9 protein-coding genes are annotated in these 14,573 nt (G+C 59.4%); 8 read left to right on the top strand and 1 reads right to left on the bottom strand.

Features of this window, described 5'->3' with window-relative positions:
* Positions 1-27: 27 nt before the first annotated feature.
* A complete protein-coding gene (locus CKQ53_RS08880; RefSeq protein WP_162896341.1) occupies positions 28-720 on the top strand; it encodes an HAD family hydrolase in 693 nt (230 codons plus the stop codon).
* 118 nt (positions 721-838) lie between these two features.
* Here the strand turns inward: CKQ53_RS08880 and CKQ53_RS08875 are convergent, their stop codons facing one another.
* Positions 839-1,768, bottom strand: coding sequence for a LysR family transcriptional regulator (locus CKQ53_RS08875; RefSeq protein ID WP_162896340.1), 930 nt, complete (start codon positions 1,766-1,768; stop codon positions 839-841).
* 771 nt (positions 1,769-2,539) lie between these two features.
* Between CKQ53_RS08875 and CKQ53_RS08870 the strand changes: the two genes are divergently transcribed.
* The 7 genes from CKQ53_RS08870 to CKQ53_RS18720 are packed head-to-tail and all read left to right on the top strand — an operon-like array spanning position 2,540 to position 14,524.
* Positions 2,540-2,812: an acyl carrier protein gene (locus CKQ53_RS08870; RefSeq protein WP_085653149.1), complete on the top strand. Its 273-nt coding sequence runs from the start codon at positions 2,540-2,542 to the stop codon at positions 2,810-2,812.
* Positions 2,809-3,306, top strand: coding sequence for a 3-hydroxyacyl-ACP dehydratase FabZ family protein (locus CKQ53_RS08865; protein ID WP_205756452.1), 498 nt, complete (start codon positions 2,809-2,811; stop codon positions 3,304-3,306). The genes CKQ53_RS08870 and CKQ53_RS08865 overlap by 4 nt, the downstream gene beginning before the upstream one ends.
* Positions 3,300-4,448, top strand: coding sequence for a beta-ketoacyl-[acyl-carrier-protein] synthase family protein (locus CKQ53_RS08860; protein ID WP_094117793.1), 1,149 nt, complete (start codon positions 3,300-3,302; stop codon positions 4,446-4,448). Before CKQ53_RS08865 ends, CKQ53_RS08860 begins: the two co-directional genes overlap by 7 nt.
* On the top strand, positions 4,445-4,981 hold the full coding sequence (locus CKQ53_RS08855; protein ID WP_085653152.1) for a coronafacic acid synthetase: 537 nt from the start codon (positions 4,445-4,447) through the stop codon (positions 4,979-4,981). Before CKQ53_RS08860 ends, CKQ53_RS08855 begins: the two co-directional genes overlap by 4 nt.
* Positions 4,981-6,381 (top strand): class I adenylate-forming enzyme family protein, encoded by a 1,401-nt coding sequence (locus CKQ53_RS08850; protein WP_118894902.1) that lies wholly within the window; start codon positions 4,981-4,983, stop codon positions 6,379-6,381. The genes CKQ53_RS08855 and CKQ53_RS08850 overlap by 1 nt, the downstream gene beginning before the upstream one ends.
* A gap of 32 nt (positions 6,382-6,413) precedes the next feature.
* Positions 6,414-11,711, top strand: coding sequence for a type I polyketide synthase (locus tag CKQ53_RS08845; protein ID WP_244201024.1), 5,298 nt, complete (start codon positions 6,414-6,416; stop codon positions 11,709-11,711).
* Positions 11,708-14,524, top strand: coding sequence for an SDR family NAD(P)-dependent oxidoreductase (locus CKQ53_RS18720; RefSeq protein WP_244201023.1), 2,817 nt, complete (start codon positions 11,708-11,710; stop codon positions 14,522-14,524). The genes CKQ53_RS08845 and CKQ53_RS18720 overlap by 4 nt, the downstream gene beginning before the upstream one ends.
* Positions 14,525-14,573: the final 49 nt, after the last annotated feature.

Here is a 14,573-nt window from a genome sequence, read left to right as displayed (position 1 = left end):
TTTGGAGAAGAAATCATGAAAGACAGAATGCCATTGATTATTTTCGACTGTGACGGCGTCCTCGTCGACTCGGAGATTATCGGTATTGAGCTGACGGTCTCTTTGCTGAATGAGCAGGGGGTGGATATTGGGCGTGATGAGTTTACACATCGTTACAGCGGGCTGGCCTGGGATGAACTGATCGATCAGATCCGCACGGACAAAGGCGTCACTATCGCGCCCCATTTTCGTCAGGCATTCCATCCATTGCTGATGAATGCTTTCGCCGACAGATTGGTCAGTATTGCTGGCGTGCGGGAGACCCTATCCCAGATCGCCCTTCCCCGCTGTATCTGCTCCAATTCAAGTGCGGAACAGCTGGATTTTATGCTAACGAAAGTCGACTTAAAGTCGCTTTTCACGCCGCATATTTTCTCCGCGGTCGATGTGGGGCCGGGACGCGGCAAACCCTGGCCTGATATTTTTCTGCATGCCGCTCAAGTCATGAATATTGCACCGTCACATACGCTCGTCATTGAGGATTCCGTCCACGGCGTAACGGCGGCGAAAAAAGCGGGGATGTTTGTGGTGGGGTTTACCGGCGGTGCGCATACTACTCCGAGCCACCGAACACGGCTGTTCGACGCTGGCGCCGATCGGGTGATCGACGCCATGCCGCAACTGATTGCGGAGATACGCCGTTTCGAGCATTGTTCAACAAAGCGCCACGGCCGCCTTTAGGGACATATAACGCGCTTTACGAGATAAACGTCTCGTTTCCCCACGGGATAAGGAACGCTCCCGTTGGCCCTTGAAGAAACTGGGCGACATGGCTATTAGGCTGACGACACGATCAATATCAATCGATGTAGTGAATAAACGCTAATCGTTCCTCCAATATTTCCTTTTTTAGGAACTGATTAAGCGCAATTAATTTATCAGATTTCAAATTATTTCTTAGCCAGGAAAAATAGTAGCCCGCGCCCGTTTTGACCGCATAATTAAAGGGAAGGACTAATGTGCCGTTTTTAAGCTCTTTTTTCACCATGTTAATATCAACGATGGCGACCCCTAACCCTTGAAGTGCGGCACTTATCGCCAAATCCATCGAATTAAAATCTTGACGCTTTATAGCCGTAAGATGAATATCTTCGGGGACTTTTTCGTTCCATAACGACAGTTTTTCATCTGTTGTTGTGTAGCCTAACAACTCGATGTCCATCTTTGGTTTTCCGATATGCGGCGTTAATAGACCTGCGGCGCAAACTGGAACCACCCACTCATCCAGTAATAAAGTCGTCTCATGCTTATCGGAACGTTCCTCGCGATATAAATATTGAACTATTCCGTCAAAACCCTCTCTTTTTAAATCTTTAACATCGATGAAATCATCCCCGAACCTATGGCTATCCAGCACAATTCGAGGATAGTTTTTATCCAAATCCAATTTCCTTAATACGGCTATAAAGTAGCGGAGTGAAAAGGTCACTGGCGCACTGACTTTTAAAATTTCTTCGGTACTCGAAAATTGCTCACAAGCATGACATAGCGAATTAAACGCTTCATGAACTTCTCTGGCAAAACCGAGTCCATCAGAAGTAAGAACCACTTTGGGCCCATTGCGTTCAAATAATCGACGACCAAAAAAGTATTCGATCGTTTGAACATGCTTACTGACCGCGCTTTGACTTATGGACAGTTCGTCAGCCGCCAAGGTAAATGATTGATACCTGGCGGCTGATTCGAAGGCCTTCAAAGCGTATAGCGGAGGGGTTTTCAACCAATCCATAGTCTTATACCACCGTGTTATACAAAAAGAGTTCATCCCAAGCACAGGGGGACGATTGCACGAAAAATTTATTTCAAACGCACTGAAACTACAACAATAAAAATTCATAAAAGTCACTTAAGAGATAAATCTCTAATTCGTCAGTGATTACCTTGTCTCCTTCCCCATCATGATAAAGAATCATATTCCGAAAACTATTTTCCCTTTTCTCTAAAGCCACATCTACGATATAAAAAATCATTGTTAGCTTTCATCGACCCTATCACACTATGACAAATCATTTCGTTTTGTTTTTCTTAATGATTCTTAGTGGTTCCGAGTGGTATTGAATTAACGCTATTGTTTATTTCATGTCTTTTTATTAAACGTTTAAAAAAGAAGAGTATATTCCATAGCAGGAATAAAGAAACAACCGTAATCGAGCCCCGGCAGGCTCAATCATCAATATTACAAGAGATGATTTACAAAACATGACCACCAGGCTCCTCATCGATGAATATAAAGAGCCCTATAAAATAAACGGCTAACTTCACGTGAATGGATAACCATTCAGAACCTTAGCGTCATTTCCCCAAAATTAGTTGTATTAGTGAAATAAAAAGTATCAAACAATAAGTATTACCTCAGGATTATTATTTCTTTTTCAAGTTTGCGCCAAACACCATCGGGTTATCCGTATTAAGTCTTTTTGGTTTTATCAGGACGTCACCGCGACGTCCTGCTTATTCACACTGAACGTCATCTGTTAATCGGCTATATGGAGATACCACTTTGAACATTGAAGACACCCTGATCGGCATTCTGGTCGACGACCTTTTCATCAGTACTCCCCGCTCGGATATTGACCCGAACATCAACCTGCGAGACGGCCTCGGGCTGGACTCTCTGGGGTTCAGCGAACTCAGAGCGCAGTGCGAATACGCCTTCAACATCAAGATTGAAGATGAATACTTTACGCCGGAACACTTCCACTCCGTCAACACGCTAACGCAACTGGTCAAGCGCCTCACCTCTTCCTCTGTACAAGGGGAAAATGCCCAATGAACGAGATGACAACTCAACCGACAACGCCGTCTTCACGCGTCATGGGATTCACTGAACTGAAGCGCTGGCTGCGGCATCGCCATCCGATGATTTTCCTTGACCGCGTCACGGATTATCAGCCAGGGAAAAGTCTGACGGCCCTGATGGCCGTTTCCGGCCAGACCGACGCCATCGCCGGACATTTCCCTGAACGGGCCGTCTTTCCGGCCAGCCACATGATGCAGGCCATTTCCCAGGCCGGGATCATCCTGTTTCAAGTCTCGACCTCGCCGCTGCGGCAGGACGAAATCACGCTCGTCGGCTCGGTGAAGGCGAGATTCACCCGAGTCGTGGTCCCCGGCGACGTCCTGATCTTCAACATGCACTGCGACAGCTTGCGTGACGACTTCATGACGTTTACCTGCCAGGCCGAGGTTTCCGGCCAGGTGGTCGGCACGCTGAAAGGCTCTCTCGTCCGTAAAGACATTTCAGTGTTGGGAGAACAGCTATGGTAGACACGAGCTCGCCTGTCTGGGTCACCGGGATGGCGTGGTCAACGGCGCTCGGCTCAGAGCTGTACGCCGCGTGGGAATCTCTGCTCGCCGGCGAGTCCGGCATCGTGGAGATCGCTTCGCCGCTGCCTTTACGCACCAACTACGCCGCCGTTGTGCCCGAACTGCCGTTACATTGGCCGCCGGACAAACGTCAGGATTGCCTGACGCGCGCCACGCTGGCGCGCGCCGTCGAGGACGCCGGACTTTCTGCGGACGATCCCGGTCTACTGCCCGTGATCGGCACCAGCTTCGGCGCCCATCTCGACCAGCCGGAGCATACCGTTTCACTATCCGCGTGGTCCAACAGGGCGGCCTACGAAGCGGGCTGCATCAACGCCCCAGTGACGGTTTCCACCGCCTGCTCCGCCGGTGCTGACGCCATCCAGGCAGGACTGGCTCTGCTAAAGAGCGGCATGACGGAAATCTGCGTCTGCGGCGGCGCAGACACGCTCACGCTGGGCAAACGGCTTAGTCATTCACGACTCGGCACGCTGTCACCCGACCATCTGAATGCGTTCGACGTCAGCCACAACGGCACGCTACTCGGAGAAGGCGCCGCGTTTCTGGTGCTTGAAACCGCAGCGCATGCGCAAGCCAGAGGGGCGCAGCCTTACGGCATCCTCGCGGGCGCCGGTTCCTCGAATGACGCCGCCAGCGCCGTTGCACCGGATATATCGGGCCGAAACGTCGTATTGGCGGTCGAGCGGGCGCTGCAAAGCGCAGGGATCGCGCCGTCGGACGTTTCCATCATTAATGCGCATGCCACCGGCACGGCGACCAACGATCTGGTGGAAGCCCGCGCCTACGCCCAACTGTTCTCCGACGTGCCTCATCCCCCCACCCTTTTTGCGACCAAGGGCGCGCTCGGACACGCGCTGGGGGCGACGGGCGCTATCGAAGCCGTCGCAGTGTTGAAGGCGCTGGAAACCGGTCATGTACCACCGATTCAGGGGCTGAAAACGCCGATGCCTGAAGTCACGCTGCCGATGCCTGCGGGCGCCCCGATGCCGATACGTTATGGCTACGGGATCAGCGTGACGCTGGGCTTCGGCGGCTTCAATACCTGCCTCGTTTTCCAGAAATGGGAGGGTGCGACAGTATGAACGAACAGGATGTTATCGCCACATGCGGACTGCCCGCCGTCGGCTTTGGTCGCGCCGTTGCAGAGGATTTAGCCGCCATGAAAACCGGGCGGAAAGCATCGCTCTACGCCGATCCGTTGGCATGGCTGGTCTATGACGCGGTCGAACTTGCTCTGGAAGAGGACAGAGAGGCGATTTGCGCCGCCAAGCGCACCGTGGGACATATCGCAATCAGCGACCAGTGTACGGCGCATACCCTGAGAGAGATCGGTGCCGTCATCGCGTCGGGGCGCATCTCTCCACTGCGCTTCTCCGGCGCCTGTCCTGGGCTGGTCTGCGCCCTTCCGGGCCAATTCCTCGGCTTTAACGGCCCGAGCATGGTGCTCTCGATGCCTGCGGAACAAGGACTTCCCGCCGCCGCTGCGATCGCCAAAACCTGGCTCAGTGAACACGCGGCCAGCCATGTGATCGTCACCTGTCACGAGGCGGACGCCGCCGGACATACGGTCACTAGCGTCATCTTCACCCACCAGGACGAGGGAGGAACTTACTGATGACGATCAAAAATATGACGCCTGAGGCGGCGCAACGCTTCTTGGATACGCTGGTGCAGGTGGATCGGTCTGAGGCCGTCCCCAACTTCTCCGAGGTGCTGGATAACATGCAGGATCTGGGGTTACAGCCCGGCGAGCCGGTGATGATCACCATCCCAAACAGCATCGAGTTCGTGACCATCGTCTTCGCCCTGCTAACGCTGGGCGCCGTTCCGGTACTGCTGCCCTCTTCCGCGCCGCCGTCTCGTATTTATCGTATCGCCGCCGTGCTTGGCGCCAATGCGCTGATTTCGCTGAATACCCCCAAGGGACTACCGCAGATCAGCGCCTACCCGCTGTCTGAACGCATCAAACTCAACTATCTGGACGATTTGAGCGTCCGATACTATCAGCCGGGAGAGGTGATCCTGCTGACGTCCGGCACCTCCGGCATCTTCAGCGGCTGTCTGTTCAGCCTCGACGCACTGTTACTCAACGGGTTACGCCACGCCGAAGCGATCGGACAAACGGCCGAAGACCGGGTACTCATTAATCTGCCCATGTACTACTCCTATGCCTTCGTCGCGCAGTTGCTGACGACGTTTTCACTCGGCGGCACCGCCATTATCGCCGGTCCGCCGTTCACGCCTTTGCACTATGAACGGACGATCCGCGACTACCAGATAGCGCAGTCCTCGCTGACACCGCTGATGGTGAATGCCTGGCTGCAATCTGAATCCGGCAAACTCCCGTCCCCCTTGCGTCGACTGACCGTCGGCGGCGATGCGCTCGCGCCATCCTCAGTGGAAGCACTCCTGACGCGTAATCCCGGCCTTGAGGTTTACCTAACCTATGGTCTGACTCAGGCCGGCCCTCGGGTAGCGACGCTGGCCGCCCACCTGGAGTCGCCCGAACGCTACGCCTCAGTCGGCGTACCGATGGAAGGCGTGAACATTTCATTGAAGAAAGAGCATCCCGACGACACGGTAGGTGAACTGATCGTCGAAACCGCCACAGGGATGAAACAGCGGTTAGGTCAGCACACTGAAGAAACGGAAACCAACGACGACGGTAAGCGCGTGATCCACACCGGCGATCTGTTCGAGATCGACCACGCAGGCTACCTCTTCTTCCGCCAACGGCAACCCAGCTATGTGATGAGCCGCGGGGAGAAAGTATGCATGAAATCCATCTGCGAAATCGCCGAAACCCTTCCCGGCGTGGTGAGAGCGGAAGCCTGGGTACAGAACGGCGACGGCGAGGACGCGGCATTTACGCTCGACGTTTACTGCGAAGATGCGTCGCTGAAGGAAAACGACATTCGACGACAGCTCGGTAGCGTATTGCTGCGTAGCGAACAGCCGACGCATCTGGTGCTACATCCCGCCTCCAGCACCGGCTGGAGAAAAACAGCGCCCTAACCGGCCCCCGCCTCGACAAAAGGATGAGTCACATGAATTTGATGAATTTACCCCTGATCGTATCAGGCAACTCCCCCGATGCCCTGTCAGCCGCGGCCGACAGTCTGCTGACCGAGGTGAAAAAGGCCTCTTCCACCCAGGATCTGCACGCCCTTTGCGTCCGGCAACTTTCGCAGACGCATGGGCATCATCGAGGGGCCGTCTTCGCGAAGGATCACAACGAGGCGGAAAAAGGCCTTACGGCCCTGGTTTTGGGACGCGCCGCGCGCAATGTCATTAAAGGCGTCGCCGACGATCGCTGCCGCCCCGTCTTCGTCTTCCCCGGACAAGGGCCTCTCTGGCCGGGCATGACGGCGGAACTGATGGAACGTTACCCCGCTTATCGGGAACGTCTTCAGCACTATGCCCAAGCGGTACGCCGGCATACCGACTGGGATTTGGCGGCCGCCATCGTCGCCGAAGAACCGTTCACCCGGTTAGTACAAATTCAACCGCTTCAATTCGCACTCGCCTCGGCGCTGGCGGATGTGTGGCGCTCATTCGGCGTACAAGAAACGGCGGTCGTGGGTCACTCCGTCGGCGAAGCGGCCGCAGCCTACGCCTCCGGCTACCTGAGCAGCGCCGATGCCGCCCAGGTCACCTGCCTGTGGGGCAAGACGCTGACCCAGATCGAAGGCCAGGGCGCGATGGTGTCCATCGCCGCATCCGTCGACCGCATAAAACCGCTGCTGTCGCGTTGGGAAGGTCGGCTCAACATCGCTGCCATCAACAGTCCCCGAAGCGTGACCGCCAGCGGCGATCTCGCCGCCGTGGAGGAGTTGCTCGACGTCCTCAAGACGGAAGGCCTGTGGGCATGGAAAGTGCCGGGCGGCGAAGTGGCGGGCCACAGCCACCATGTCGACATTTTGCGCGACGCGGTGGTGGAGCAGGCTCCGAAAGCTTTCACCTCGCCGCGCATTCCCTTTTACTCGTCCGTCCTCGGTGAACCGTTGGCCAATAATCAGATGACGCCTGAATATTGGTTCAGCATTCTGCGTGAAACCGTCATGTTCGAGAAAAGTTTGCGCGCGATGATTCGTGACGGCTATCGCCTCTTTATCGAAGTCAGCCCTCATCCCGTCCTCACGGCGGTCATTGAAGAGCTGCTGCGCGAAGAAGGCGTCGCGGGCGCGGCGATCTCAACGTTGGAGCGCAGGAAAGGGGATGAACAGAGCGTCATCTTCGCGCTTACACATGCCTACCTCAACGGCGCATCGCTCGACTGGCCAGCCGTCTGCGAACGTTTTTTCCCTGACGTCACACTCACGCCCGACGCTCAGCATGCGCCCGCACATACCGATGTCGTAGTAGGAGAAACCCTCTCGCGTCCTTCTCCGCAGTCGGATGACATGATCGATAGCGCGGCATTGTTCGACCGCTCCCCGGCGGAGCAGAGGGAAGCCCTTCTGGAACTCATTGCCGCTAAAACCGAACTGCTGACGGAACAGCGCTTCGTCTCCGAGACGCAGGCCTTCCGCGACATCGGTTTTACCTCGCTGACCGTGGTGGAACTGGCTCGAGAGCTCTCCTCCGCGACGGGCCTCGAACTGCCCTCCACGCTGGTTTACGACCACCCCACGCCCCGCGCAGTCGCCGAGCATCTTCGTCAGGCGTTGGGCCTGTCCTCGGGTGAGGACGATCTGGAAGACTACGCGAAGGACGGCCATAACGACGAGCCTATCGCCATCATCGGGATCAGCTGCCGTTATCCCGGCGGAGTGAGCGATCCGGAATCCTTGTGGCGTCTCGTCGCCGAAGGCCGCGATGCGGTCGGTGATTACCCGTCTGACCGCGGCTGGGATACGGCCAATCTTTATAATCCGGAACCGGGCAAACTCGGCAAGATCTCTGCTCGCACCAGCAATTTCCTGTATGGCGCTACTGGATTCGATGCCGGTTTCTTCGGTATCTCTCCGCGTGAAGCCGTCACGATCGAGCCGCAGCAGCGCATGCTGCTGGAAGTGTCGTGGGAAGCGATCGAGCGCGCAGGCATCGATCCATCGACGTTGCACGGCACCCGCACCGGCGTCTTCGCGGGCGTGATGGGCACCGAGTACGGTCCGCACCTCCAGCAGGCCTCGGAAGACGTTTCCGGTTATGGCTACATGGGCACTGCCACCTGCGTGGCTTCCGGCCGCGTGGCGTATAGCCTGGGACTGAATGGTCCAGCCGTCACCCTCGATACCGCCTGCTCCTCCTCGCTGGTGGCGATCCACACGGCCTGCGAAGCGCTGCGCAGCAACGATTGCAAGCTGGCGCTGGCGGGCGGAGTAACGGTGATGCCCACGCCGGGCGTTCTGATCGACTTCTCCCAGCAGCGCGTGCTGGCTCCCGACGGCCGTTGTAAGGCATTTTCGGCATCGGCCGACGGCGTCGGGTTGTCCGAAGGCGTCGGTATGCTCCTGCTGCAACCGCTGTCGCAGGCGCAGGCCGACGGCCATACGATTTTAGGCATCATCCGCGGCAGCGCCGTCAATCAGGACGGCGCATCCAACGGACTGACCGCGCCCAACGGCTCGGCGCAGCAGCAGGTCATCCGCCATGCGCTGGCCAATGCCGGATTGCAGCCGGAGGACGTCGACGTCGTCGAAGCCCACGGCACAGGGACGCGTCTCGGCGATCCGATCGAAGCCAACGCGCTGCTGGCTACCTACGGACAGCGCCCGGCGGAACGCCCTTTACGGCTGGGGTCGATTAAATCGAACATCGGCCATACGCAGGCCGCCGCCGGGGTGGCCGGGCTGATCAAGATGGTGATGGCCTTTCAACATCAGCAATTGCCCCGCACGCTGCACGTCACCGCGCCCTCAGAGGAGGTCGCCTGGTCGACCGGTTCGGTCGAACTGCTCACTGAAGCGCAGCCCTGGCCCCGCAGCGACGAACGTCCCCGCCGCGCGGCGATCTCCTCGTTCGGGGTCTCCGGCACTAACGGTCATCTGATCGTCGAGGAGCCGCCATTGGCACCGACCGTGCCGACGGAGCATCCCGTCGCGCCCGCCGAGATGATGTGGCCGCTGGCCGCGAAAACAGAGTCCGCGCTGCGCGATCAGGCTGCGCGCCTGCATGAATTGCTCCTGTCCCAGCCTGAGCTGGATCCGATTGACGTCGGCTACACGCTGGGCGTCTCCCGCAGCCGCTTCCCCTACCGTTCAGCCGTATGGGGCCCGACGCGCGACAGCCTGCTCAATGGCCTGTCGGCGCTGGCGGAAGGCGGCGATCATTCGTCGGTGCTCAAAAACACCGTGCCGCCGGCTGGCGCGGGAAAACGTGTCTTTGTCTTTCCGGGTCAAGGCTCACAGTGGCCGGGCATGGGCATGGAACTCTACGACGCGTTTTCCGTCTATCGCCAGGCCATCGATCAGGTCGCCGAGGCGCTGAAGCCTTATACCGACTGGTCGTTGATCGAGGTCCTGCGGGCGTCGCCGGACGCGCCGACGCTCGAGCGCGTCGATGTCGTGCAACCCGCGCTGTTCGCCGTCATGATCGCGCTGGCGCGACTGTGGCAGTCTTTTGGCATCGAACCTCATGTCGTGGTCGGGCACTCCCAGGGAGAAATCGCCGCCGCGTACATCGCTGGCGCGCTCACTCTGGATGACGCCGTGAAGATTGTCGCCCTGCGCTCCCAGCTAATGCTGACGATGTCCGGCAGCGGTGCCATGGCGATGATCGGCCTGTGTGGGGATGACGCGCGGACATTCGTCGAGAAGCTCGACGATACGCTGACGCTCGCCGTCTTTAACAGCCCCAGCGCCACCGTGGTCTCCGGTGGTACTGAAGCGATTGCCCGTCTCCTGCAACGCTGTAAGAAAGAGGGCATCCGGGCGAAGCGGATCGCCGTTGACGTCGCCGGACACTCGCCGGGCATGGATAAACTGCGTCCGATGCTGATGTCCTTATTTTCCGCCATAACGCCGCGCCCTACGCGTATCGCCTTCTACAGCACCGTCGAAGGTTATCTCGATGATACCCCGCTTGACGGCTCGCGGATGGACGCCAAATACTGGTGCGACAATCTCTGCCATCCCGTCCACTTCGTCGATCGCATCCAGTCGCTGACCCGCGCCGGCGCCATAACGTTCCTCGAGTGCAGCCCGCATTCCGTCTTGCTGCCGCCGATGGAAGAAACCGTCGATGACGCCGCCGCAGTAATCGGCACAATGAAGAAGAACCAGCCGTCCGTTGCCTGTCTGACTCAGGCGATGGCGAAGCTTTACGTCAACGGTCACGACATCAACTGGCGCGCCCTGCATCCCGGCGCGCGCGTCGTCGACATCCCTACCTACCCGTTTGAACACCGCTACTACTGGCTCAATCTGCTTGCCACCGGCGATGTCGCCACGGCGGGCCAGCGAACGGCAGAACACGCGTTGCTCAGCGCCGCTATCGACCTGCCGGACGATGAGGGCGTGTTGCTGACCGGCCGTATCGGCCTGTCTACGCACGCGTGGCTGGCGGATCATGCGGCGGCAGGCGTCGTGCTGCTTCCCGGCACCGCCTATCTGGATATGGTGCGGCACGCCGCGCTCATGGTCGGGTCTCCTCACATTCTTGAGCTGACGCTGCAGTCGCCCCTGATCCTGCCTGAACAAGGTAATCTGGACCTGCATCTGCGTGTGGGCGCGGAAGAAGAAGGCCGCCGCACCGTCACGCTACATGCCCGCCCCTCCTCGGAAAACGATGCCGAACCAGCGCCCTGGACGCTCCACGCGCAGGCACAGCTGGCCTCGGCGGCACCTTCCGCTTGGCCGACATTCGATACGGAGACTTGGCCGCCAGCCGGTGCCAAATCAATAAATCTGGCGCAATTGCGCAGCCGTCTTGTAGACGCAGGCTATGAATACGGCCCGGCCTTTAGCGGGTTGCAGTCAGCGTGGAGAAAGGGCAACGATATCTACGTGGATGCGCAACTGCCCGACGAGCTTGCGATCGCCGGCCACATTCTGCACCCGGCGCTGCTGGATGCCGTACTGCATGTCATCGCGTTGCCCGCAACAGACGACGGCGACGACAAGTTGCGCCTGCCCTTCGCGTTCAGCGACGTTATGCTCCACGACGTTCCGGCACGTCAACTGCGCGCGCGCCTGCGATCCACCGCCGCCGATACCCTTGCCATCACCGCCGTTGATGAGACGGGAACACCGGTATTGGCTGTCTCGGCGCTCACCCTGCGGGAAACCACCCGCGACCGTCTGCGGCAGTTGCTGAGCGAGCCGCCTCATCACGATCTGCTACGCACGACCTGGAGCCGCCTGCCCGACGCCATCGCCGCCGTACGCACTGCGCCCCCGTGACAGACTGGGCGTTGCTGGACACGTCATCCGACGTCACTCAGGCGTTGTCCACGCTATCCGCTTATCCGGATCTATCCGCACTGACGGCAGCGACGACGGACACGCCGCCCGACGTCATTATCTGGCCGCTGCCGGTGCCCGAGCATGTCGACGACACGCCCGCCGCCGTGCGCGCGTTGACCGAGGACGTCACCACTTTCGTGCAAAGCTGGCTTAACAGCGAGCCGTTATCTCAAAGCACGCTGGTGGTCGTAACGAAACGCGCCGTCTCCACCGACGACCACGCGGCCCCCGATCTGATGCAAAGTACGATCTGGGGCCTGCTGCATACGGCCCAGAACGAATACCCCGGACGCATTGTCTTGCTGGATACCGATAGTCCGCTGCATAAGACGGAGTGGATTACCGCAGCGCTGGCCAGCGAGCGGTCGCAGTTAGCCGTGCGGGACGAGCAACTTTTCTACCCGATGCTGACCCGCAGCAGCACGGACGATCTACTGACGCCGCCGTCCGATGCGCCACTCTGGCGTATGGATATTTCGAACGCGGGACGCATCGACAACCTGATCCTCAAGCCTGCGCCAGAGGCCGCGGCACCGCTGGCCGCCGGGCAAATCCGCCTGAACGTACGGGCCGCAGGCGTCAACTTTTATGACGTGGTATGCGCGTTGGGACTGATCCCGCCGCAGCATGAATTCGGCACCGAAGCAGCCGGCGTGGTGGCGGAAATCGCCCCAGACGTCGATCGTTTCGCCGTCGGCGACAGGGTCATGGTGATGACGGAAGGCGCTTTCGGTCCGGTGACGATCGTCGATCAACGCACCGCCGTACCGATGCCAGATACGTGGTCGTTCGCCCAGGCGGCGAGCGTCCCCGTGTCGTTCCTCACCGCCTATCATGCGCTCGTCAATCTGGCGGATCTGCGGGCGGGAGATAAAGTCCTCATCCACGCGGCCGCGGGCGGCGTGGGTCAGGCGGCGCTCCAGCTGGCTCGCCATCTGGGGGCGGAGATCTTTGCGACCGCCCATCCGGACAAGTGGGACATTCTGCGCGGTTTCGATATTCCTGACGACCATATCGCCAGCTCCCGCAACCTCGACTTCGCCGAACATTTTCACGCGACTATGGGCGGCAACGGCCTCAACGTCGTGCTGAACTCGCTGACCGGCGAATTCATTGATGCATCCATGGCGTTGATGGCGGATCAAGGCCGCTTTATCGAAATCGGTAAAACCGATGTTCGCGACGAGCAGCGAGTGAACACCCAATATCCGGGGATCGGCTATCACTATCTCGAACGCCCCGACAGCAGCCCGGAAGCCACCGCGAAAATGTTGGGCGAGCTGCTGGAACTGATGCGGACCGGCGCGCTGCAACCGCTGCCCGTCACAGCCTACGGCATCCGCGAAGCCATACCGGCGTTCCGACTGATGCAGCAAGGGCGTCACACCGGAAAGGTCGTACTCACCTTTCCGCATCAGCTCGACCCTGAGGGGACGGTGCTGGTCACCGGCGGCACCGGGACGCTAGCCGCGATTCTGGCGGAGCATCTGGTCACCACCTATCACGTGCGCCATCTGCTGCTTGCGAGTCGCGGGGGCGAAACTTCCGCCAACGCGGCGCCGTTGAAGGCACGATTGGAAAGCCTCGGCGCGACGCCGCACATCGTCGCCTGCGACATCGCCAATCCGCTCGCGCTACGCGCCATGCTGGACGCCATTCCGGCCGAACGTCCGCTGACGGGCGTGTTCCACACGGCCGGGCTGCTGGCGGACTCCACGATGGCAGGGCTGACGCCGGAAGCCATCCAAAAAGTCTTCGCGCCCAAGGTCGATGCCGCCTGGCATCTTCATGAGCAAACGCGTCATCACGATCTGGCCGCCTTCGTGCTGTACTCCTCTAGCGCCGGTACGCTGGGGAGTCCGGGACAGGCAAACTACGCCGCCGCCAACGTCTTCCTCGACAGTCTGGCGCAACACCGCCACCGTCAGGGCTTGCCCGCCACCTCGCTTGCCTGGGGCTGGTGGCAACCGGTCACCGGCATGTCCAGCGCACTGAGCGACACCGACAACGCCCGAATCGCCCGCACCGGTTTTGCGCCGATTACGCCCGAACACGGCAACGCGCTGGTCGATGCGGCGCTGGATCTGCCGTATGCCGCGCTGGCCGCCGTACCGCTCAATCTACAAACCCTGCGCAACAACAGCCGTTCCGGCACGTTGCATCCGCTGCTGGAGCGTCTGGCCGGTCTGAGCGCCACACGTCGGTCCCGCGCCACGGCTGATGGCCCAGATCTGCGCAAAGAGCTCGCCGCCCTGGAGTCGGGCGCGCGTCTCAAGTATCTGCAATCCGCTATCGCGAAAAGTATCGCGGCCATTCTCGGCAAGGAGGACGCGACGCACATCGCGTTGGATGTCTCGTTCAAGGAAAGCGGACTGGACTCCCTGCTGGCGTTGGAGCTGCGCAACCGTCTGACGGCGGCTAGCGGTCTGCGGCTTCCCGCCACGCTGACCTACGACTATCCGACGCCCGAAGCACTCGCCGCCTTCCTGGGCGAACAGTTGCTCCCCGAAGTGGACGAGGCCCCGACGCCCGACGCCGCCGGAGACGACGACGAGCGGATCAGAGAGGCGATCAACGCCATCCCTATCGCACGACTGCGCAGCAGCGATTTGCTTGATGCGCTATTAAGGCTCGCTCATGACGACGAACCGCCCGCCGAACACGGTCACCCGGACAGCCCCGATGAGGACATCAGGTCGGCCAGTATTGACGAGCTGGTCGCCATGGCGCTGAACCCCGAGGAGGATTAAACCCTCAGGGAAAACGAAGACGTGCGGCAATAACCTCAGGCGCGACCTC

Origin of the sequence: Lonsdalea britannica, assembly GCF_003515985.1 — a bacterium.
In the GTDB taxonomy this organism is placed as follows: domain Bacteria; phylum Pseudomonadota; class Gammaproteobacteria; order Enterobacterales; family Enterobacteriaceae; genus Lonsdalea; species Lonsdalea britannica.
Note: the sequence above shows the minus strand (reverse complement) of the source record. Positions and strands in the feature narration are given on the sequence as shown.

Bases quoted from the DNA above. Each gene is read 5' to 3' on its own strand.
- CKQ53_RS08880 (WP_162896341.1), top strand. From the start codon at position 28: ATGCCATTGATTATTTTCGACTGTGACGGCGTCCTCGTCGACTCGGAG.
- CKQ53_RS08860 (WP_094117793.1), top strand. From the start codon at position 3,300: ATGGTAGACACGAGCTCGCCTGTCTGGGTCACCGGGATGGCGTGGTCA.
- CKQ53_RS08850 (WP_118894902.1), top strand. From the start codon at position 4,981: ATGACGATCAAAAATATGACGCCTGAGGCGGCGCAACGCTTCTTGGAT.
- CKQ53_RS08865 (WP_205756452.1), top strand. From the start codon at position 2,809: ATGAACGAGATGACAACTCAACCGACAACGCCGTCTTCACGCGTCATG.
- CKQ53_RS08845 (WP_244201024.1), top strand. From the start codon at position 6,414: ATGAATTTGATGAATTTACCCCTGATCGTATCAGGCAACTCCCCCGAT.
- CKQ53_RS08875 (WP_162896340.1), bottom strand. From the start codon at position 1,768: ATGGATTGGTTGAAAACCCCTCCGCTATACGCTTTGAAGGCCTTCGAA.
- CKQ53_RS08855 (WP_085653152.1), top strand. From the start codon at position 4,445: ATGAACGAACAGGATGTTATCGCCACATGCGGACTGCCCGCCGTCGGC.